This window comes from Pseudoalteromonas sp. RB2-MNA-CIBAN-0110 (genome assembly GCF_040309305.1).
GTDB lineage: Bacteria > Pseudomonadota > Gammaproteobacteria > Enterobacterales > Alteromonadaceae > Pseudoalteromonas > Pseudoalteromonas arctica.
Map to the genome: position 1 here is coordinate 23,301 of NZ_JBEOOQ010000010.1, position 22,029 is coordinate 45,329.

A 22,029-nucleotide genomic window follows, 5' to 3' on the forward strand; every position below is an offset into this window, starting at 1 on the left:
ATGAATAGCCTTAAAGCTTTATGTTTAGTTGTGTTATTAGGTTGGCAGTTTACTGCCAGTGCTGAGCGCATAAAAGATGTGTCTATGGTTGAGGGCGTGCGCTCTAACCAATTAGTTGGTTATGGCTTAGTGGTTGGTTTACCAGGCACTGGTGAGCAAAACTCATATACACAACAAAGTTTTAGAGGCATGTTGAACAGCTTTGGTATTACGCTGCCTTCAACTCAAAGTCCTAAAATTAAAAATGTTGCCGCTGTTGCTGTGCATGCAGAATTACCCGCATTTAGAAAGCCCGGGCAAACAATAGATATTACGGTTTCTTCTATTGGTAGTGCAGGCAGTTTACGTGGCGGTACTTTATTACAAACTTTTTTAAAGGGTGTAGACGGCAACGTGTACGCTATTGCACAAGGTAGCTTAATTGTCGGTGGCTTAGGCGCACAAGGCCTTGATGGTAGTAAGGTTGTAATTAACACCCCTACAGTTGGTCGTATACCAAATGGCGCAACAGTTGAGCGCACTGTAGAAAGCCCATTTATGCAAGGCGATTACATTACTTTTAATTTAAACCGCCCAGACTTTACAACGGCAAAACGCCTAGAAAAAACAATTAATGACTTAGTTGGCCCAAATAGCGCACAAGCAATAGATTCTGTTTCCATTCGTGTTATAGCTCCACGCGATGCATCCCAGCGTGTATCGTATTTATCAACACTTGAAAACTTAGAATTTAAACCAGCTGACATGGCCGCTAAAATTATAGTTAACTCGCGCACCGGTACAATTGTCATTGGCAAAAACGTTAAGCTTCAGCCTGCGGCTATAACTCACGGTGGCTTAACAGTAACAATTGCAGAGCAACAAAATGTGTCACAACCAAACCCGCTAGCAAACGGTGATACAGTTGTCACACAGCAAAGTATTATTGATGTAAACCAAGACGACTCGCGCGCATTTGTATTTAATCCAGGTGTAAGCCTTGACGATTTAGTTCGCGCAATTAACGAAGTAGGCGCAGCGCCTGGTGATTTAATGGCTATTTTAGAGGCATTAAAAGAGGCCGGCGCAATTAACGGACAGTTGGTTGTTATATAAATAACCCAAGCCAATAAATAACGTATTACTTAAGCCCTAGATATAGGGCTTTTTATTTACAGCAACTTAAGTTTATTATTTTTATCTTCCTTGTTTTATCGGTAGTGGCTCAATTTTTGCATTTTTAACTGCATTATTCATTTTGTGTCAAAAAGCCGATGGAAACTAATCACCTCGATAAACAAAACTTTTTTGATTTAGGCAACTTAGATTCACTTCGTAAAGAAGCCTTAACCAGTGGCGATGCATCAACTGATGCCTCTAAAGCTGCGCTCAAAAAAGCGGCCGCACAATTTGAAGCTATTTTTACGCAAATGCTGCTCAAAGGAATGCGCAAAGCTAACGAAGCATTTGAAGACAAAGACAGCCCATTTAATTCAAGTGGCGTAAAGTTTTTTGAAGAAATGCACGATCAGCAACTTTCAACAGAGCTTTCATCAAATGGCTCGTTAGGCCTTGCCGATTTAATTGTTCAGCAGTTATCGCCTGAGTCTAAAAACTTTATGCCAGGCTCTGTACTTAGAACAACCAACGATATTTTTAGCGATACGCAAGTCGGATCCGCTCTTCCTCATGAGCAAAAAAATAAGCAATCCGATCTTATCGTTAAGAGTACTAAAGCCGATATTGCTGAGCCTAAGGTTAATACTGCAGAGTCTAAAACCGATAGCCCAACATTTAAAAATGCAGAAGAGTTTGTAAGTTCAGTGTGGGAACACGCTAAAACTGCAGCGCAAAAAATTGGTTTAAACCCAGCGGTAATGGTTGCTCAAGCGGCACTTGAAACCGGTTGGGGTAAACACATTATTAATAAAAGTGACGGTGGCAGCTCAAATAACTTATTTAATATTAAGTCAGGTAAAAGCTGGGAAGGCGATAAAGCAAGCAAAGTAACGCTTGAGTTTGAACAAGGCACACCCGTTAAAAAACAAGCCAGCTTTAGAGCCTACGATTCAATTAAAGATAGCGTGAACGACTTCGTTGATTTTTTAACGCAAAACCCACGCTACAAAGAAGCATTACAAAATACAGCAAAACCAAACGACTTTTTAGATTCATTACAAAAAGCAGGTTATGCAACCGATCCAAATTATGCCAGCAAAATAAAAAAAGTGCTCAATAGCAGTCAGCTAAAAGACATTGCGGCAAACGTGATCCGCCAAGGAGTAGAGTAACATGTCGTTTAATTTATTAAACATTGCCAGTTCTGGGGTTAGAGCAAGCTCGGAGCTACTGCAAACGACAAGTAAAAATATCGCCAATGTTAATACCGAAGGCTATGTGCGCGAGCGTACAGAGTTTACTACTATGGTTGATAACCAAGTAGGGCGAGGCGAAACATACCGATTATTAAACGAGTTTGCTCAGTCACAGCTAAATCGTGACACCTCTAATAAATCGTTTTTCGATCAGTTTATTACTGAGGCTAATCGAGTTGATACTATTTTTTCTGAAGAGTCGAATAATCTATCAACTGGTATTAACTCTTTATTTAATAACGTGCAAGAAGCGCTAAATCAACCGTCATCTACCGTTGCCCGCTCATTAGTAATGACAGATGCGCAAAGCTTAATTGATCAAATGGATAGGCTTTCAGGCATCGTGCTTGATCAAAAAAGTGTAGTGAACGAGCAGCTCGAAATATTTTCAGATGAAGCAAACTCACTAATTCAAAGTATTAGCACGCTAAATCAAAATATTGCAGCAGTTAATGGCACTAATAACGCCGCAGATGCCAGCTCTACCTATAACGAACGCGATAAAGCAATACGCGACTTATCAGAGCTAATAGACATAGAAACGCTTGATGGTCCAAATGGCGAAAAACTCGTTTTTATGGGCACAGGCGAAGCGGTTGTTATGCAAAATGGTGCATTTAACTTATTTTCGATGACAGGCGACCCCGATCCTAATTTTAAAGAATTCACGCTTGACGTTAATGGTGGCAAAGCAGTGCCGCTTGAAGTTGATGTAAGTAAACTTAAAGGCAAAATTGGCGGCTTACTCGCTTTTAGAGATGACATATTAGTCCCTGCTCAAAACCAAATTGGTCAAATGGGCTTAGCGATAGCCGACGCATTTAACGAGCAAAACAAATTGGGTATGGATGCAACAGGTCAGCTAGGGGGTAATATTTTTAATATACCTACCGTTGGCGCTTATGCGTATCAAGCTAACACAGGTACTGCCGGTATGACTGCAACAGTAGAGCCAGGTAAGGGCAGTGAACTTCCTGCCAGTGACTTTATTATTACTTATACAGCTAATGCTAATGAAGTAAGTATTCAGCCTATAGATAACAAAGGCGATCCGTTAGGGCAGCCTTCACTTGCTGATATATCTTCAGGTGTTATTGATTCATCGACTATAACTACCGGCGAATCATTTGGTCTTCAAGTAAATGTATCTGGGGCAGGTGTTGAGGGTGATCAGTTTCAAATAAAGCTTAATTCAGATGCTGCTTCAAGTATTACACTTGCAACAGGGCGCGCAGAAGATTTAGCACTAGCATCGCCAATCCGTACTGCTAACGATTTAAATAATATAGGCACCGCTACTATTTCAGCGGGAGAAGTAACAAGTGTTACCTCTGGTGGATTTACTTCAACACCAAGCTTAACAAACGGCGAAATAACGCTTGTTAAAACAGGTAATGCCAACGAATATCAAATTACAGATAATAGCGGAACGAATACTTTTACTATTACGCCTCCTGCAAAAGGAATGTTATCGCAAGCGGGTGCTCCATTTGATACCTACGGATTCGATTTTGATATAGAAGGTACACCAGCAACAGGCGACACCTTTACACTTGAGTTTAACGAAGGCGGCTTTGACGATAACCGTAATGGTTTAAAATTAGCTGATTTACAAAATGGTGAGTTAGTCCGTTTAAATGTAGAAACAACAGCAACGGCCGACAACCATAAAACCTTTAACCAAGCTTATTCAGGATTAGTGAGTGATATAGGTGTTATAACTGGCCAAGCAATCACAAGTGGTAGTGCGTTTAATGCATTAGCAGAGCAGTCTGAGGCATGGTACGAGTCGTTATCTGGAGTAAACCTAGATGAAGAGGCCGCAAATTTACTGCGTTTTCAGCAATCATACTCAGCATCAGCACAAGTTTTAGCAGCAGCCCAAGAAATTTTTGACACCTTATTAAATGCGGCGAGGTAATTATGCGTTTATCAAATAATTTAATGTACCAAAACAACATAAATAAAATACTCGACAACCAACAAGGTGTTGCAAATGCTCAAGAGCGTGTAACAACAGGTGAAAAGTATTTAACCACCTCAGAAGCGCCAGCTGCTATTTCGCAAGCTATGCTGTATTCAAATAAAATACAAACTAATGAGCAATACACTAAAAATATCGACCAGCTTAGTAATAGATTAAATAGTGAGGAAACTATATTAGAAAGTATTAACTATGCTATACAAAAAGCACAAACATTAACAATTCAAGCAGGTAACGGAGCATTAAGTAAGTCTGATTTAAGTTCTATAGCTTCAGAATTAGAAGGGATACAAAGTAGTATACTTGACCTAATGAATACCCGTTTAGAAGATGGGAAATTTATATTTTCAGGTTACCAAGACAATACGCAACCATATCAGTTTGACTCAGTTGCAGAAGAATACACTTATAATGGCGACCAAGGTCAGCACCAAATAACTATAGCTGAAGGTGTATCAATTAAATCAAGCGATAACGGCTTTGATACGTTTGAAAAGGTTGATGCGCGGTTAAACGTAAAATCTAACACGGCAAGTGTTTCAGGCTCTATTACAGCGGCAAGTGTATATGTTGACGGCCAAGCTGAGTTTGATAAATTTCATCAAGAAAATTACAACGCAGACCCAGCAGCTTCGGCAACAGCAAATACATATAGTGTATTAGTAAGCCCAGGTGCTACAGCAACAGATCCACAAACCTACGAAATATACCGAGACGGCGCAGCACTAACCCCCGCAGTAACTGGCGAAGTTAACGATGATACAATTGAATACGCAGGTATGACGATTGAATTAGAAGGCAGTGCGCCTGGACAGCTAGATATTAGCCTTGAAAAACCAGGCAAAGAAAATGTACTTAATACATTACAAGCACTTATTGCAGGCCTTAACGATGGCACACTTGAAGGTGAAGACTTTCAACAAGTACTTGCTGATGGAGTTGTACAACTGCAGAATGCAGGTGAACAAGTTGTATTTACCCAAGCAAATTTAGGCGGGCGGCTAAATGTAGTCGATAGAATTACAGCTTCAAACTTGTCGATTGACATACAAAATAAAAGTAATCGCTCTAACTTAGTAGAAGTTGATATGGTTGAAGCAATTAGCGAATTGACTAAGCAAGAAACTGCATTGCAAGCATCGCAGGCAACTTTTGGGCGTTTATCCAACCTTTCATTATTTGATTATTTGTAAATTCCGTTATTAGAGTTATTAGCTTACTAAAAGGTAATAACTTGCCTCCTCGCATATAGAAATAAGTGAAAGTGAGCGGCAAAAATATGTCACTTACTAATAACTCCCTTATAAAAATATGTTAATTCAAATTCATTCTACTGCCTGTCCGGATATATCAATTAAAAACAGTTACTTAAGTTTTTTTGTTAGTTGGCATGACTCATGCATTTAAATTAACAAAGATAAACTACAAATAGTGGTTCCTGCTTAAAGCATATAGAACCGCACCTTAACACTAGGAGATGGTAAAATGGCCTTAACAGTAAACTCAAATATTGCTTCGATAAACTCTCAAAGAAATCTAGCAAACTCAACGAATGACCTTAGTACTTCGTTTGAAAGACTATCATCGGGTTTGCGTGTAAACAGCGCAAAAGATGATGCCGCTGGTTTGCAAATTGGTTCTCGTTTAACTACTCAGGTAAATGGCTTAAATCAGGCTGCTAGAAATGCAAACGATGGTATATCAATATCACAAACGGCTGAAGGAGCTTTAGATGAAACAACAAGTATGTTGCAACGAATGCGTGTTTTATCAATTCAATCAGCTAACGGTTCTAATAGCGATGATGATAGAGCTGCGCTGCAAAAAGAGTTCCTCCAATTACAAGAAGAAATAGACAGAATAGCTGAGACAACGACATTTGGTGGAGTAAACGTTCTAAATGGTAATTACTCTGCTGAGTTTCAGGTTGGTGCAGATGCAAATCAAACTATTTCAGTTTCAATTGCTACAAGTATGGGGGCTACAGGACTGGGAGTTATAACAAATACTATTTCGACAGCTGCCGGAGCACAAACAGCGATTGATAGTATAGATGACGCATTAAAAATTGTTAATGATGTTAGAGCTGATTTAGGTGCCAAACAAAATCGTTTTAGTTCTACAATTCGAAATTTAAGTAATGTTGCAGAAAATGTATCAGCTTCTAGATCGCGCATTATGGATGCCGATTTTGCTGCGGAAAGTGCTAGCTTGGCTCGAAATCAAGTATTGCAACAAGCATCAAGTACTATACTTGCTCAGGCAAATCAGCAGCCTCAGATTGCATTATCATTATTACAGTAACCATTGTCTTCTAATTAAAGCTAGGTTTTACCTAGCTTTAAGGCTTTAGAAGATAAAAATAAAAAATAAAGCTAAAAAACATTAAAGTAAATAAATCTAGCGCCGATAACTTAATTGAATCAGGAATCACAGAGCAAAATACGTTTAACGTTAAGCTTGATTCCCATCTAGTTAAATTATTAGGAGGCTATCATGGCTTTAAGCGTAAATACAAATGTAATGTCATTAAACTCACAACGTAACTTATCAAACTCTACAAACGATTTGTCTACGTCATTCCAACGTCTATCTTCTGGTTTACGTGTAAACAGCTCTGCTGACGATGCAGCTGGTTTACAAATAGGTTCTCGCTTAGAGTCTCAAATGAAAGGGTTAGACCAAGCTGGGCGTAATGCAAATGATGGTATTTCAATAGCTCAAACTGCTGAGGGAGCGTTGGATGAAACAACAAATATGTTACAACGTATGCGTGTGTTGTCTATTCAATCTGCGAATGGTTCAAATAGTGTTGATGATAGAGCAGCTCTTCAAAAAGAGTTTACTCAATTAAATGAAGAGATTACGCGAATTGCTGATACGACTACATTCGGTGGCGTAAAAGTATTAGACGGAAGCTATGGGGAAGAGTTCCAAGTGGGCGCAGAGGCGAATCAGGTTATCAGCATTAGTATAGCAACTGCAATGGATTCAACTGGCTTATCTACGGCAGCCCTAAGTATAGGCACTGCTGCGGATGCTCAGGCGGCAATAGCGGCTCTAGATAATTCGTTAAAAGCAGTGAACGATGTACGAGCAGATCTGGGTGCAAAACAGAATCGTTTTAGTTCTACCATTCGTAATTTGGCTAATGTATCTGAAAATGTATCTGCGTCTCGCTCCCGTATTATGGATGCTGACTTTGCAGCGGAAAGTGCCAGTCTTGCTCGAAACCAAGTTTTACAGCAGGCATCAAGCTCTATGTTAGCGCAAGCTAACCAACAACCACAGATTGCTTTGTCTCTTTTATAAAAAAAGCTTATTTAAGAAAAGCTTTGTATACTGGAGATATCTGGTATACAAAGCTTTTTTTTTGGGAGAAATTAAATGGAGTCAAATAGCGCTGATTTAAACAAACAGAACTTAAATATCAATTTAACTCCTGTTTTAAGTGAAGGGCGGCAACTCACTTTAAATACCAGTGATGAAAAAGTAGAGCAAGAGGTTCAAGTTAGTTCTGGTGAACTTGTTTCGGTACAAAATTTGCAGGAGTCAGTTTTAAAAATAGAATCTCTATCTCAACTTCAATCTAAACAGTTTGAGTTTAACATTCATGAAGAATCTAAAAAATCATTTGTTGTAGTGACCGATTCTGAAACAAATGAAATTATACGTCAAATACCAAGTGAAGAAGTGCTGGAGCTAGCAAGCAAAATAGACAAATTACAGGAAGAAATTTTTGGAACTTCGCTAGGTTTACTTTTTGACCAAGAAATTTAGGGGCTAAATTATGGCTAGTATTACATCTGCAGGGGTAGGTTCAGGTTTAGATCTTGAGTCTATAATTGAAGTAACTATTCAAGCTGAAAGCGCAGTTAAGACAAATCAACTCAATGCTCGTGAAATAAATTACACAACAGAGCTATCAGGTGTTGGAACTTTTAAAGCGGCCCTCGATACATTTAATGATGCACTTGCCAAACTTGGCGATGATGAAACGTACAATTCTAGGCTTGTATCATTTGGTAATGGTTTAGAGGAGTCTGAGCAAGCATTTGAAGTAGAAGTAGGCAGCTCTATGCAATCTGGAGACTTTTCTGTCGAAGTGTTGCAATTAGCAAAGGGCTCTAAATTACAATCTGTAGCATTAGGTGCTTCCAATAGCACTATTGGCACTGGCAATTTAACGTTTAATGCAGGTGGATCTGAATTTACAGTAAATATAGAAAGCGCAGATACCCTCGAAGATATAAGAAATAAAATAAATAAAGAAAGTGAAAACTTTGGTGTTAGTGCAAATATAGTAAATAGTGACTCTGGCGCAGTTTTAACATTTAGCTCTTCCATTTCAGGTGACGGTAATACACTTACAGTTACATCAGATGATGATTCACTTGCTGCCATAGCAACGAGTTCTCCTAGTGGCAGTTCAGGCATGGTTATTCAACAACAATCACAGGACGCAAAGGCATTAATTAACGACCAGGCTGTAAGTAGCTCCACTAATGAATTAAGTGATAAAATACAAGGTACTACAATAACTCTTAAATCAGTAACTACTCAACCCCAAGAGTTTAGTGTTTCTGTAGATGAAGGAGTTGTAAAAGAGGGTTTGCAAGAGTTTGTTGATGCTTATAATGTTCTTAAAGGACAGTTAGATACAGTGTCAAATGCTTCATCTGGGTCTTTAGCATCAGACAGTACCGTTAGAACTGTGGAACAACAATTGCAAAGAATGTTTACTAATGATCTAGGTGGTACTACAGAGATACAGTCATTATTAGAAATAGGTATTAACTTTAACCGTGAAGGTGAGATGGAAATATCAACATTAGGTATTGGCACATTACAAAGTGGTGAAGAGTTACTAAATAGTACGATCTCTGATAGGTATAGCTCATTACAAAGCTTTTTTAGCAGTGACGATGGTCTAGTAAATAAGGTCGATAGCTTAATTGAACTTTACACCGGTAGTGGTGGATCTTTATTAAAAAGAGAAGAAAGCCTTAATGTGTCTTTAGAAAAAGTTGAAACAGACAGAGAAACTTTGAGTGAAAGACTTATAAACCTTGAAGCATCACTACGAAGCCAGTATGCGTCTTTAGATAGCATAATTGCACAATACCAAACTTCTAGCTCTTATATATCAAGTATATTAACAAGTGTATCAAGTGATAATTAATAGGAATAATATGAACTTACGTGTAAACACCTATAAAAAAGCTCAAAAAGAACTTTCTCTTTCAGAAGCCAATCCTCATCAAGTTATTCAAATTTTGATGAGAGAGTTTTTAACTCAAGTATATCAGGCTAAAGTTTTTATTCAGCGTTCAGATATTGAGTCTAGAAATAATAGTATTAAAAAAGCAATTGGTATTATAGGTGGATTAAAAGGAGGATTAAATTTAAAGCAAGGTGGTGATATAGCTGATAATTTAAATGCTCTTTATGATTATTTAGTTATTAGATTATCAGAAGCGAATACACAAAATTCGATAGATATTTTAGATGAGATAAAGGAGTTGTTTTCGCCTATAAAAGAAGCTTGGGATGGTATTACAGAGGAAGACAAACAAAAAGGTTTTGCACTTTTAGAGCAAAGTGGTTCATAAGTGGATAAGTCTCTCAATTATAAGGCGATGCAGCTTAGTGAGTGCCTAAAAAACTTACTTAAAGATGAGCGCTCTATGACAAAGGCTGAAGACTATAGCGGTTTAGCAGAGGTTATTGAAAAGAAAAACAACTTGTTAGCCGAATTACTTGAGCTATCCAGTAGTCTCGAACCAGAAAGTAAGGCGTTTGTCAGTAAGTTTATGGTGCAGTTCCAAGCAGAAACTCAAAAGCATTATGACTTGTTAGGTGATGAAAAAGTAAGGCTGCATATGTTACTTATCTCAATGCAAAAAAAGAAAAAACAGCTAAAAGCTTACTCAATAGTTAAGGAAGCGAGTAATTATGAATGACCTAACATTGGCTATAAATGAAAAGTTAGAAGAACTTGAGCGCTATCAATCATTTTTACAGACACAGATTGAAAATAGAAAAAAATACGAGGCTAAATTAAAAGATTTTATAAGACCTGATTTTGATTTAGAAAAAATGTTTCAATCTAATATGTTAGCTTTTGAGTCTATTTATCCTGATATTTACAATACTTTTTTAAATTATCAGCTCTCCCGCTTTGAGTTGCATATGGAAGACGGGAAAGTTAATGTTTATGACACTAAAGAAAAAGTAAACCTATATAAACATGATATTTATCAAGATTCATATGTACAGTATTTAAGCTTTCAAGAAAACCCAGTTGTGCTAACAAATAAGTTTTCTGTCCGCGAAAAAATCAGTGATGGATTTATTCATAGTCATTTTTTAAATGAGCTTGCTATTAATTTAAAACAGCAGAGCGAGCAAAAGAAAAGTAATCGATTACCTAAGGTTTTGCCAACTTTAATGCTAATGGGAATAGGTTGCGGTTATCATATTCACTCTATTTTAAGTGACCATATAGTGAAAAAGCTATATATTTATGAGCCTCATATTGATCTTCTTTATTTAAGCTTGTTTTTAACCGATTGGTCGCACATTTTTGAGCAGCTTAATGTAAATAACACTGAATTACATTTTAGCGTTGGTGAGTTTGATACTGAACTGGGTATTAGTAAAGAAGTGGAATCGGTGTTTCAACGCTTCGGACGCTTTTTCTCAGGATATAGCTTTTTATATAAACATTATCATGATGACTATCTCGACCGTGTTACTAAGCAACTTTCACAGCAATTTGTTGGTAATATTTTAGGGTTTGGTTTTTATGATGATGCTATCCTCAGTATTGAAAACTTCTCAAAAAACTTTGACGTGCCTTTTCTTAAAGCTGACGGTTTAGATGAGTTAAAGAATATTCCTGTATATCTAATTGCTAATGGTCCATCATTAGATAAAGACATACAATGGCTGATTGAGCATCAAGATAACGCAATTATTATAAGTTGTGGCACGGCACTCAGTGCTTTGCATCAATATGGATTAAAGCCAGACTTCCATTGTGAGATGGAGCGCTGCCAAGTAACACATGATGTATTAGCTTCTTTTTACGATAAAGAGTTTTTTAGTGATATTACCCTTTTAGCTTTAAATACTGTTTTACCTTCTGTGTTTGCTATGTTTGAAAATAAAGTCCAAGGCGTAAAATGGGGGGAAGCAAGTAGCAAGCTTTTCGTTCAAGGTCTAGGGCTTCAAGTGAAACCTGCATTATTGGTGAATTGTAATCCAACAGTGAGTAATTGTGCGCTGGCTTTTTGTGAAAAAATAGGTTTTACCGATATTACCTTATTTGGTGTTGATATGGGTTATAAATCTGAGCAACATCACTCCAAAAACAGTGTGTATTATAAGGGCGACCAAGACTCTGGTTTATATAAACACAGAGCAAAATATAAACTAAAAGGTAATTTTGATCCTGATACTTTCGTAGAAACAGATGAGATATTTAAGTACTCTCACTCTCTACTTGAAAGAACATTAGCGAAAAACTCGCATTTAAAGGTAAAAAATTGCAGTGATGGAGCCTATGTTGAAGGTGCAAAGCCAACTCAGACCGACTCATTAGTTAGTACTCCAATAGAAAATAAAGCAGCACTGGTTTCACATATAGCTGACGCGATTAAAAGCTCAGAAACTTATACTAATGATGCTTTTGCTGCGATCCACAATGATGTACCGTTGTTTTTAGATTTATGTAATTTATTTATTGAGCAACTGTCAAGCCAACCGGCTTCTATTAATGCAGTGTTAGAGGTACTAGATGAGCAACTTAGTCGGCTGTCAAGTTTTCATAACACGATAATTAGTTACTTTGATGAGATATTACGCGGCACTATTTTACATACCCATTCTATGTTGGTTAATTCGTTGTTTAGCCATGAAGAAGAAAGGCAGGCGCTAGAAAACTATCGGCATAGTGCACAGATAGTTTGCAATTACTTGGAGGCGATAAAAGAAGACTATATAGTGAAGTTTGGTTAATCTAGAGTGTAGAGGAGGAACTTCTCTATTTACTTAACGTTATGCTTTATTTTTATTGTAGTCAGTTATTTTCAAAATGTCTGATTAAAGTTTTAGGCTTAAAACCATAATCAGACTACAAAATTCATACATCTACATAGTGCAATGTAATTTTCGAGTTAACATCGTGCCTCTACTAGTAAATGCGCTCTACTAATCCATTTGAGGTAAGCACTTCAACAATAGGAATTAAACTTAACGCGCTTTCATTAATTTTCTCTGCGATATCAATTAAATCTCTTGTTCCGTCAGCGTAAGCAAGGAAGTTAGTCATTCTTCTAACATCACTATAATCTTGTTGCATATCACTTGTGTTTGGGTATAGCCCGCGTTTACCTAATTGTGGCTCACAAGGTGAAGTTACTTTATAGATCCAATTGAACTCAATCACTTTTATTGCAGTAAGTAACGCATCATATGCACCCTTTAACCCTAATGGAGTAATCAATGAAAGGTCATCTAGAGATGTATGGTACTCAGGAAATGTACCATATTTTGAACGCATAATAGAGCATACAGGTAAGTTTACTCCTGGTGAACAGAATTGCCTTTCGTCACTGCCTCTATCAAGGAAATTGTATTTAGTGTATTTTTTGGTATGGTGCTTTAAAGTGTGCATAGCAACTTTATCCGCTAGGCTGTCTTCTTGGCGAGAGCTTAGATATGAATAGTCACGCTCATCACCAACACATGTAACAATAAAACCTGCGTGCAGGTGCTGTTTTAACCGAGCTAAGTGCTTATTAATATAAACAATAGAGCCGATAGTTTCAGGCAAAAACAAAATTCGATAAGTATATTCGCGGTTATCCATATTTTTAATAGCTTCAGCTAAAGCTGTTGACACAACAGGGCCTGATAACTCGTTGTTAGCCATTGAAGGGTGGCATACATATGTCGATAATAAAACTTCCTTTTCACTTTTACCTGGAATAATGACTTCACCATAATTTAAAAACCCGTCAAATAAAGACGATTTTATTACAACCTTATAATCACCTTTTGGTAATGTTTGACGTTGTTTATGAGATAAACAAAAGCCCCAATTTTCTTTATAATATGATGTTACATAGGGTATGGCATCAGGTAAGGAAGGAATACTATAAAGGTGTTTTTGTAGTTCATCTAATGGCATTACGGAATCTACTGGAACAGAATAACCCATCAGATGCAAATTACATGTCTGAAAATCACATATTCTATTTCCAGAAGGGTCGAGAATGTATGCTTCTTCTATGTGCCATTCTTTTGGCACCGTCCAATCAAATGCTTGAGTACCTGAAGGTACTTGATGGACAGTTAGCTCTGGTATAATTTTTTTTATATAACTTAACGTTTCTCTTACCCCATTACCTGTGAGACTTCTATTGATAGGGAATAGTGCTCTAGCACGTTCATACATTAACTCGCCAATATTCAACATAATTTGCTTTCTTTTTCAATTATTCTTGTTGATGAGCTCAAAGGACATAGGTGTGCCTGCTTTTATGTTTTCTACAGATTGGCATCCTATTATTTGATTGAGGTATTTAGGCTGTAGCCCATAACCAGGCCTGATACTTTTAACGTTTTCAGGGGTGAATTTTTCACCTTCTGCTATGTCTTTTACCGCATAAAGTGAACGCCTAAAAACCATATTTCCTTCTTCACTTTTTTTCCGTTGATAATTTACTTTTCCTACTGCTTGCCAGGCTATTTTACTGTCTGCGCATAGTTGAGTTAACTCAGGTTCTTCGAGTGAAAAACTGTCATCAGGGCCACCTCCATTTCTGTTTAATGTCACATGTTTTTCAATTATACAAGCTCCTAAGGCCACTGATGTAATTGCAGTTATATTGTCTATAGTATGATCTGAAAGTCCAGTTAAAATATCAAAGTGCTTAGCCATATCTGGGATGGTAGCTAAGTTATAATCTTCAGCGGAAGCAGGATAGCCGCTTACGCAATGCAGTACAACTAATTCTCTACATCCTGCATTTTTTGCTGCTTCTACGGCTTCTTGTATTTCTTTTTTATTGGCCATACCTGTAGAAATAATCATTGGCTTGCCGGTTTTAGCAACGTATTCGATGAGGGGTAAATCAATGGCTTCAAATGAGGCTATTTTATAAGCGGGTGCACCGAGTTTTTCCAGCATGTCGACTGCTGTAAAGTCAAATGGCGAGCTAAAAATTGTGATGCCGAGTTCTTTGGCTTTTTCAAATAGCGGTTTATGCCATTCCCAAGGCATATGTGCTTCGGTGTATAAATCGTATAGAGTGCGACCGTCCCATAAGCCACCTTTGATTTTAAATTCTGGCTTGTCACAATCTATAGTCAGTGTATCTTGCGTGTAAGTTTGAATTTTTATCGCATCAGCACCGCTACGCTTGGCCATCTCTAAAATTTGTAACGCTCTTTTCATATCACCGTTATGATTTGCAGATAACTCAGCGATAATATAGGGAGGGAACTGAGGGCCAATTTTTCTGCCTTCTATTGTAACGTATTTATTCATCTGAACATTTCTCTATTTTAACCTTATATTTACAGCCACGTATATTAAAAAAAGCTGGGAATCGATTTGGATCGCACACTCTTAGGAGATCAAACTGTGATTCAAGAGATTTTGAGATATCAAGCTCGCTGTCTTTTGCTGTGCGTTTTGGTAAATAATTGGCTGCACTATTATTTTGTGGTTTTGGTGTAACAGAATCAAGGTTTTTACATGCCCAAGAAATTAATTGAAGCTCGGCATCAAATAGTTTTTGATTAATCTCGTCATATAGTTCAGTACCATTTAATTTAATTTTTGTTTTTTTCCATACCAGGCCCGTATCAACCTTATCCTCAGCTTCTAGTAAAGATAGAGTAATATTATTTTCTCCGTTTAGGACTGACCAAACATGTGGGCTCCATCCTCTATTTTTAGGTAGGTCGCTTGCGTGTAATACTAAGCTGTGCTGAAACATGTTTCTGTGCGCTTTTGTGACTATTTCAGAGCAAGAAACTAAAAAAAGCAGATTCCCTCTATTGTTTATTTCAGCTAGACGCGTATGCAAGTTAATTGCATGGTAATGCTCGTTTTCTGCTTTCCACTTTTGAAGCCATCTAAATACAGGGTGATTTTCATCTGAGCAGATTAATGTAACTTTTAGCATGTTTGCAAGGCCTCTTTTAGTGTTTGTGTAACCCTTTTTACGCCCATACCATCACATAGCGCAAAGTTTAGATTGCTGTAATATTGCCAATGCGTAACTAGGTGATCAATGCTGGCTAAGAGCTGATTGCCAATATCTTCTATGTTAATGATTTTAATAGCGCCAGCATTGACTAAGGCGTTGGCAATGTCATTTTGATTATCGGCTATGGGTACTAAAATTGATGGAATACCTAAGCAAGCTCGCTCCCAAGATGTAGAACCAGGGGCGCCTATCACAAGGCTGAATTGGCCCATGAAAATTGCCATATTATCAACAAACTCAATATGTTTAACCCAAGTAGAGTGATTTTTAGCAAACTCTTTTATAGCTGGATAATTGGGCGCTCGTTGACTTAGAAGTACTGTGGTCGGGCGTGGTTGTTGTACAGTTGCTAATGTTTGTAGCACTTTTAATGTGGCATTAGGCTTATCAACTCCTCCCATCGTTAGTAATATATTATGGGCGTTCGGATTAGAGTGTTGCAGTTGTCTCTGCTTTATAAACTCTGGATTTAATAATGCGTATTCAGTTCCTGTAAGCGCTTTACAAGGAAATGTTTTCTCATAATTACTAGGTTGCCTGTTAAGTGTTTGATCAACGATGATATGAGCGCGGTGCTCTCTCACAAGATCATCGATTACCGTTAGTATACAGTTCAATTTACTTTTAATGGTTTCATGCCAGATTATGCCTATTCCATAATGGTCAACAATAACTAAATCTGCATACTTAACTCTATTTATAAAATCAAGACTGTCTTGCTCTTCACTAACTTGCAACCAAGCAGCGTAATCGCTTGAATGATTGGGAATGGACCACTCGTAGGGCTTTTGCAGTGCGATTAATTCAAAACCTCGCCTACTAATTAAAGTATTTAAGTCTGCTTTTTGTGCTCGTGTTGCAAATAATACATCATACCCTATATGCTTTAACTCTTGAGCAAGTACAAGGCAACGCATAACGTGCCCACTTCCAATGTGTATTGAAGCATCCACACGAAACACTACTCTCATTTTAGCACCTTAAATAGTGCTTCTGCTAGTTCCCAGTCTTCTTGGGTATCTATATCTTGTACGTATTTTCTGGGGAGTAAAATTGCTTTAGCTTTTAGTGAGAAAAAAGGTTTTCGATTTATAAATGCATCTACTGTGCCCCAATAAAACTGGCCTGCATCATGATACGCTTCTTCTAAATCTTGAGAGCGAGTTGATAAATGTTCTGGCTGAAACATTTCAACAGTATTTTGTGAGTTTATTTTTAATGCACGTTGAATAGGAAAAGCATAACTGGTTGCGCTAAAAACGTAATCTAAATCTTCAGATTTAATTAAATTATAGCCCTCTTGTATATACATAGGTGTAACAAATGGTGCTGTTGCATAGATGCAACAAGCATATCTTATGGTAAGTTTATTTTTCTTTAGCCAATCAATGGCATGTTTCATCACATCTAGGGTTGTAGCAAAATCATCAGATAACCGCGCAGGCCTGATAAAAGGAACTTCTGCGCCTAAACTTTTTGAAAAATCAGCGATCTCAGGGTCATCAGTTGAAACAATAACTTTATCGAAACATCCGCTGTTAATTGCAGCTTCAATTGAGTAAGCGATTAGCGGTCTACCATGAAAAAGCTTAATGTTTTTCCTTGGGATGCGTTTGCTACCGCCACGGGCAGGAATGATTGCTATATTCAAAGCTGCCTTCGTATGAAATAGAGAATTGTGTCATTACTATCGATGTAAAGCATTACTACCTCACTGTTTATAGGCTTTTTTATTTCTATAAATTAAGTATATAATCTTTAACTGTTTTGAGAAATAACTTTTTAAGTAAACAACTTTATATGTGTATATATTTTAACGCTTTTTCAAAAAAGAGCTGGGTATTTTGACTGATGTACTTATCAAAAGTGAAAGCTGTTAATTACTCTCATAATAAATTATGTATAATTTGGTTTGCTTTAAAGCTATAGCTTCGTGGGGCGTTTTAATCATGAACAACATAATGAATTGGCTGTTTAGCGTAGCTAGTGACCAAAGAAAGTGGGTTATTTTAAGCATGTAAAAGTAGGTTGATGGTTTGTTAAATAAAGAAATTAAAAATGATAGTATTACTTCTATAATTCGCAAAAATGCTACTCAGAATAAAGTAGCCTTAATTCATGGCGATGAGAAGTTAACCTACTCTGACTTATTAGGTCTAGTTGATACTTATGCGGGAAAACTGAGTTATTTAGGTGTAAAAAAGCATACAAAAGTTATGACACTTTTATCTAATGGTTTAGCTATGACGGCTATAATGTTAGCTATTGCTGATATTGGAGCTGTACTTGTACCACTAAACCCTGATTATAAACATACTCAAATATCAAAAGCAGCTATTGCGACTAAAGCTGAGTTTATTATTCATGAACAAGATTTAGTTTTAACTCAACCTGTAAAGCAAATAGATTTAAGATGTTTACATGACACACCATTGAGAGATTATCTAGCAACTGGCTCAGCAGATGATTTATATATACTCACAATGACTTCTGGTTCAACAGGTGAGCCAAAACCAATATGTTTTTCACAGCAAACTAAAATTGATAGGGCACTTGGAGCGAAAGAGATATATGGCTTGGACAGTAAAGATGTTATTTTATGTGGTACCCCTCAATATCACTCCCTAGCTCAGCGATTAACCTTGCTGCCATTACTTATAGGTGGAACATGTTTGTTATTAGAACGGTTCAGCCCTAAGGTTTGGATAAATGGGATTAAACTTAACAACGTAACTTTTACAATTGCAGTATCTTCACAATTAGTAAATGTACTCTCATTACTTGAAAAGGAAAAACCACAACTCAATTCTTTAAAAAGGATAGTCTCTAGTTCAGCTTCAATCGAGGAAGATATTAAGGATAAATTAATCAAGTTGTTACCTTGTCCTCTTCATGAATGTTATGGAGCCTCTGAGGTTGGAACTGTTACTGATTTTGATGCCAGTAATCAAATATATAAAGTTGCTAGCGTAGGAAAAGTAGTGTCACAAGCTGAAGTTGTTATTCGTGATGATGAGTCTAATCCGGTGAAAAATAATGAAATCGGAGAGATTACAGTAAAGTCATCCACTTCTTTTCTGGGGTACTTTGAAATGCTAGAGTTAACAAAAAAGGCTGTAAAAGATGACTTTTTTTATACTGGTGATTTAGGTTACATGGACGATGATGGTTATTTATATTTTAAGGGAAGAAAGAAAGATATTATTATTTCGGGTGGGATCAATATTTACCCTGAGGATATAGAATCAGTTGTAAATATTTTTAAAGATGTTGTGGAGTCAGCAGCATTTCCTATAACGTCCTCGCATTTTGGGGAGGTCACAGCCGTAGCCTTTATTGCTAAAACTAAGGTGACAGTTAGAGAGATAAGAAAGTGGTGTTCCAATAACTTAGCAACACATCAAGTGCCAGTATTCTTTATTCAAGTTGAAGAACTGCCTAAAACTGCTTTGGGTAAAATACAAAGAAATCAGTGTCAAAGTATATTTGGCTCGAAATTTGCTGAGAAATTTAGTTTTTTCATTTAGAGGTTTTTATGGACTTATCAGATTATTACTTGTACGGGTTTAATAATTATTGTCGAGCTCTACTGCCAAGGCAATTATTAAAAGCACCTCCACTGGCCATAATTGATCAAAATAGCGATGTTGATAATTTTATGGGTATTTCAATATTGAAGCCTGATAACCCTGATATAGATAAAAGTAAACCTGTTTTTAATTGTTTACTGGGGTATCCAAATTTAGAAGAGATACTCAAAGGCTCTGGCTTTCAATGGGTGATTAACACTTATGATGTATTCGATATACTTAACAATAGTTTATTGGATATGTCAGTGGATGGGCTCAACTATAGAAAAAAACCGAGAGAATCTCAAATTAATATAGATAAAATAAAAATACTTAGCGGTATGTTAACTGATAATGAGAGTAAATCAATTGTTCGTCGATTAGTTGAATTTAGGCAATCACCTAGCCAAAGTACTTATATATTTCCAGAGTGCTATGATATGTATTTTCCTCCGAATATTCCCAATTTGTATAAAGAAAAGAAATTACGAGTTATGGACGTTGGTGCTTTTAATGGAGATACATTAGAAGTATTTGCACGTAATTACCGTGATTCTCTTGAATCATATGCTTGTATTGAAGTTAATGATAAAAACATTAAAGATTTAAAGCTTAATATTGAAGGACTAGGTCTTACTAAGATCACGAAAATCTACAACGGAGCAGTGGGCTTACCTGAAGATGTTGTTTTAGTCCTCAGAGGTAAAAGCTCAGATACACAAGTTATAGCAGTCGATGAAGCAAGCATCTTATTGAATGATAAAGTAGTGAACAGGTTGGACTTCTCAAAGTTATTATTTGAACAGCAACCAAATGTAATTAAAATGGATATTGAAGGGGCTGATTATAAAGCTTTAAGTGAAGCTAGGAGCTTTATTGCCAGTTACTTACCAACTCTTTCTTTATCCGTGTATCATAACCCTGATGATTTATGGGAAATACCTATGCTTATAAATAGTTTTGTTGGGGATGGATATAATTATTACATCAGACATGAAGGCCATTGGGGTTTTGAAACTATTTTTTATGCGGTACCAAAAAAATGAAAGAAACATTACAACAATTAGTCGAACTTTTAGTACAAAGAGCAAACCTTAGTGAAATTGAAGAGGTTGATTACCATGCATTTCGTTTTTTAGATGCAGGTATAATCGATTCTTTTGGTTTGATGCAGTTTATTATGGAAATAGAAGAAGAGTTTGATATTGAGCTAACTCCTGATAACACTCAGTCAGAGGAATTTAGAACATTAGGTGGTTTGGCATTAATTATTGATAGCAAAAAATAATAAGATGAAGAGTAGCTATATAAAAAAAGACATACTTGAAAGTCTTCAAAATTGTGGCATAAAAAAAGGTGATGCTGTATTTGTGACGACCTCGCTTGGAATGTTTGGTTTTTTAGAAAATGCAAAAAGCTTGGATGATATCAATGAAGCTTTTTACTTAAGCTTATGCGAATGTGTAGGAGAAATTGGCAGCATTATTGTGCCTACTTACTCTTACACATTTGGTAAACATACGGTTACGTCACCTGTTATATTTGATACACAAGATATCAAAGCTGAAATTGGACCTTTTCCTGAATTTTTTCGGCATCAAGACGACGTTATCAGAAGTGGTGATCCTTTTATGTCGGTTGCAATTAAAGGACCTGCTTCGGCATTAATAGAAAATTTAACCCCTACGTCTTATGGTCACGACTGTTTTTTTGAAAGACTGTTAGGAAATAACGTAATTTGTTTGAATTTAGGTTTAGGGCCTAACTGGACCGCTTTCATCCACTATGCCGATTATTTGGCTAAAGTACCATTTAGGTATGACAAGCTTTTTTCTGGGCTCTACCGCGATTCAAAAAAAATAAAGCAATGGCTTTATAGTGTTCCACTTATTAGTGCTGAAGCAACTGCAAATGCACACTCAGTTGGTTTAGAGGCAGAAGGTGTAGGGATCTGGAATTATGCCACATTGGGTCGAGGAAGAATTTATAAAGCTAGTTATGATGAATACTTTAACTTTGTGATGAATAAGCTTAGGGGAGATAGATGGGCCTTAGCTAAAGGAAGTGATTGCGATGTTAAATTGTTAGAGCTTATGCGTTGTAATATTCCTTATAATGACTTTGCTAAGTGCGAAGCAATAACTTATTTTATAAATGAGTTAGTTATATCAATTTCGGATAAATTTAATTTTGAATTGCTTGAATTCGACACAGGTTTGAATGCATTTGATCATATAGTTCCTGAAGCTTGGTATTGTTCCAGTGTTTCATTAACTGATTCTCTTGGTCGTAAGTTATCAATAAATACAAATTCAATTACTCCTTATAGTCAAAGTTTTGAAGGGGAGGTCACTGGCTTTAATCTAAAAAAACATATCAATATCAAAAGCAAGTTTCCTAGATATATAGAACGTGATTGGGAGTTGATAATAGAACCAAAGCTTATTCAAGAAGATGAAATGTACAGCGTTAAGTTAAGTTGTGGGACTTACTTTTCACATGCAAAGGTTGCTTTTAAAAGAGGATCTTTTAAGTATATATATGTAATTAATGCAACTGATTTTCATCAGAGCAGAGAATTGTACGAATTAAAGTTAAGAAAATTAAAAGACTCCACTTTTTGTACCTTAGTCGTAAGCCATGAGACAGCAATGGTCGCTTGGATTGCTGAACATCGGCAAGAGCTAGAGTTAAATCAAGAAATCAATTTGCTTTGTGCGTCAAAAGACTCTAAATGGTGTGGCTGGGATATGTGTGGATATAACCCAGCTACAAAAGATAGTCTTATTAAACAAAACTATAATTTTAAAATAGTATTAATCTAAAATGTCTTGAGA

Annotated in this window: 20 protein-coding genes; 15 read left to right on the forward strand and 5 right to left on the reverse strand. The window is 36.6% G+C overall.

What is annotated here, in order from left to right:
• The 11 genes from AAEY68_RS07190 (at position 1) to AAEY68_RS07240 (ending at position 12,360) form a co-directional block, all read left to right on the forward strand.
• Positions 1-1,095, forward strand: a complete 1,095-nt coding sequence (locus tag AAEY68_RS07190) for a flagellar basal body P-ring protein FlgI (protein WP_024592771.1) — start codon at positions 1-3, stop codon at positions 1,093-1,095.
• Positions 1,096-1,253: 158 nt separating this feature from the next.
• Positions 1,254-2,270 (forward strand): flagellar assembly peptidoglycan hydrolase FlgJ, encoded by a 1,017-nt coding sequence (gene flgJ, locus AAEY68_RS07195; protein ID WP_350585727.1) that lies wholly within the window; start codon positions 1,254-1,256, stop codon positions 2,268-2,270.
• Position 2,271: 1 nt separating this feature from the next.
• Positions 2,272-4,275 carry a flagellar hook-associated protein FlgK gene (flgK, locus tag AAEY68_RS07200; protein WP_350585728.1) on the forward strand — a complete coding sequence of 668 codons (2,004 nt, stop codon included), beginning with the start codon at positions 2,272-2,274 and terminating at the stop codon, positions 4,273-4,275.
• A gap of 2 nt (positions 4,276-4,277) precedes the next feature.
• Positions 4,278-5,531 (forward strand): flagellar hook-associated protein FlgL, encoded by a 1,254-nt coding sequence (gene flgL / locus AAEY68_RS07205; protein ID WP_024594798.1) that lies wholly within the window; start codon positions 4,278-4,280, stop codon positions 5,529-5,531.
• 292 nt (positions 5,532-5,823) lie between these two features.
• Positions 5,824-6,642 (forward strand): flagellin N-terminal helical domain-containing protein, encoded by an 819-nt coding sequence (locus tag AAEY68_RS07210; protein ID WP_350585729.1) that lies wholly within the window; start codon positions 5,824-5,826, stop codon positions 6,640-6,642.
• A 192-nt stretch (positions 6,643-6,834) separates the two neighbouring features.
• Positions 6,835-7,650 carry a flagellin N-terminal helical domain-containing protein gene (locus AAEY68_RS07215; RefSeq protein WP_350585730.1) on the forward strand — a complete coding sequence of 272 codons (816 nt, stop codon included), beginning with the start codon at positions 6,835-6,837 and terminating at the stop codon, positions 7,648-7,650.
• 75 nt (positions 7,651-7,725) lie between these two features.
• Positions 7,726-8,118, forward strand: coding sequence for a flagellar protein FlaG (locus tag AAEY68_RS07220; protein WP_350585731.1), 393 nt, complete (start codon positions 7,726-7,728; stop codon positions 8,116-8,118).
• 10 nt (positions 8,119-8,128) lie between these two features.
• The gene (fliD, locus tag AAEY68_RS07225; RefSeq protein ID WP_350585732.1) at positions 8,129-9,520 is read left to right on the forward strand and encodes a flagellar filament capping protein FliD; all 1,392 of its coding nucleotides are present in this window, start codon (positions 8,129-8,131) and stop codon (positions 9,518-9,520) included.
• 10 nt (positions 9,521-9,530) lie between these two features.
• Complete coding sequence (gene fliS, locus AAEY68_RS07230) at positions 9,531-9,950, forward strand: flagellar export chaperone FliS (RefSeq protein ID WP_182675120.1); 420 nt, start codon at positions 9,531-9,533, stop codon at positions 9,948-9,950.
• On the forward strand, positions 9,951-10,301 hold the full coding sequence (locus tag AAEY68_RS07235) for a hypothetical protein (RefSeq protein ID WP_342878063.1): 351 nt from the start codon (positions 9,951-9,953) through the stop codon (positions 10,299-10,301).
• On the forward strand, positions 10,294-12,360 hold the full coding sequence (locus tag AAEY68_RS07240) for a motility associated factor glycosyltransferase family protein (protein WP_350585733.1): 2,067 nt from the start codon (positions 10,294-10,296) through the stop codon (positions 12,358-12,360). The genes AAEY68_RS07235 and AAEY68_RS07240 overlap by 8 nt, the downstream gene beginning before the upstream one ends.
• Before the next feature lie 175 nt (positions 12,361-12,535).
• Here AAEY68_RS07240 and AAEY68_RS07245 read toward each other — a convergent pair whose 3' ends face one another.
• From AAEY68_RS07245 to pseF, 5 genes are read right to left on the reverse strand one after another with little or no spacing between them, the layout of a single operon-like run.
• A complete protein-coding gene (locus AAEY68_RS07245) occupies positions 12,536-13,822 on the reverse strand; it encodes a DUF4910 domain-containing protein (RefSeq protein ID WP_350585734.1) in 1,287 nt (428 codons plus the stop codon).
• A gap of 15 nt (positions 13,823-13,837) precedes the next feature.
• Positions 13,838-14,896, reverse strand: a complete 1,059-nt coding sequence (gene pseI / locus AAEY68_RS07250) for a pseudaminic acid synthase (protein ID WP_350585735.1) — start codon at positions 14,894-14,896, stop codon at positions 13,838-13,840.
• The gene (locus AAEY68_RS07255) at positions 14,889-15,539 is read right to left on the reverse strand and encodes a formyltransferase family protein (RefSeq protein WP_197120756.1); all 651 of its coding nucleotides are present in this window, start codon (positions 15,537-15,539) and stop codon (positions 14,889-14,891) included. Before AAEY68_RS07255 ends, pseI begins: the two co-directional genes overlap by 8 nt.
• Positions 15,533-16,594, reverse strand: a complete 1,062-nt coding sequence (gene pseG / locus AAEY68_RS07260; RefSeq protein ID WP_350585736.1) for a UDP-2,4-diacetamido-2,4,6-trideoxy-beta-L-altropyranose hydrolase — start codon at positions 16,592-16,594, stop codon at positions 15,533-15,535. The genes AAEY68_RS07255 and pseG overlap by 7 nt, the downstream gene beginning before the upstream one ends.
• Positions 16,591-17,274: a pseudaminic acid cytidylyltransferase gene (pseF, locus tag AAEY68_RS07265; protein WP_350585737.1), complete on the reverse strand. Its 684-nt coding sequence runs from the start codon at positions 17,272-17,274 to the stop codon at positions 16,591-16,593. The genes pseG and pseF overlap by 4 nt, the downstream gene beginning before the upstream one ends.
• Before the next feature lie 385 nt (positions 17,275-17,659).
• On the opposite strand from pseF, the gene AAEY68_RS07270 reads away from it, so the two are divergent.
• From AAEY68_RS07270 to AAEY68_RS07285, 4 genes are read left to right on the forward strand one after another with little or no spacing between them, the layout of a single operon-like run.
• On the forward strand, positions 17,660-19,150 hold the full coding sequence (locus AAEY68_RS07270) for a class I adenylate-forming enzyme family protein (RefSeq protein WP_350585738.1): 1,491 nt from the start codon (positions 17,660-17,662) through the stop codon (positions 19,148-19,150).
• Positions 19,151-19,158: 8 nt separating this feature from the next.
• Complete coding sequence (locus AAEY68_RS07275) at positions 19,159-20,238, forward strand: FkbM family methyltransferase (RefSeq protein ID WP_350585739.1); 1,080 nt, start codon at positions 19,159-19,161, stop codon at positions 20,236-20,238.
• Positions 20,235-20,480 (forward strand): acyl carrier protein, encoded by a 246-nt coding sequence (locus AAEY68_RS07280; RefSeq protein WP_350585740.1) that lies wholly within the window; start codon positions 20,235-20,237, stop codon positions 20,478-20,480. The genes AAEY68_RS07275 and AAEY68_RS07280 overlap by 4 nt, the downstream gene beginning before the upstream one ends.
• Entirely contained in the window at positions 20,464-22,017 is a 1,554-nt protein-coding gene (locus tag AAEY68_RS07285) for an AAC(3) family N-acetyltransferase (RefSeq protein WP_350585741.1), read from the forward strand. The genes AAEY68_RS07280 and AAEY68_RS07285 overlap by 17 nt, the downstream gene beginning before the upstream one ends.
• The last annotated feature ends 12 nt before the right edge of the window (positions 22,018-22,029 follow it).